We start from the raw sequence: 230 nt of genomic DNA on the forward strand, positions 1-230 counted from the left end.
CACAGAATGATGTCACGCTGAAAATGCCGGCCTTTGAATGGGTTCATGTGCAGCTCCATCAGCAAAAGGGGATGATAAGTTTATCACCACCGACTATTTGCAACAGTGCCCTCTGATGTTAGGGTCTGTTGCACATTCATAATTTTAACCAAATATAAGCACATGCTAAAGCCACATTACTTATATAACTATTTTTCAATTTATCGTAACGAGTGGCCAGACCTCTAAAG

At 40.4% G+C, this 230-nt stretch carries 1 pseudogene; it reads right to left on the reverse strand.

From position 1 onward, the window contains the following. Positions 1-136: 136 nt before the first annotated feature. A pseudogene (locus AC0SAP_RS10425) lies at positions 137-230 on the reverse strand (IS5/IS1182 family transposase); the annotation flags it as partial.

This window comes from Ignatzschineria sp. PL_is040 (assembly GCF_055813795.1).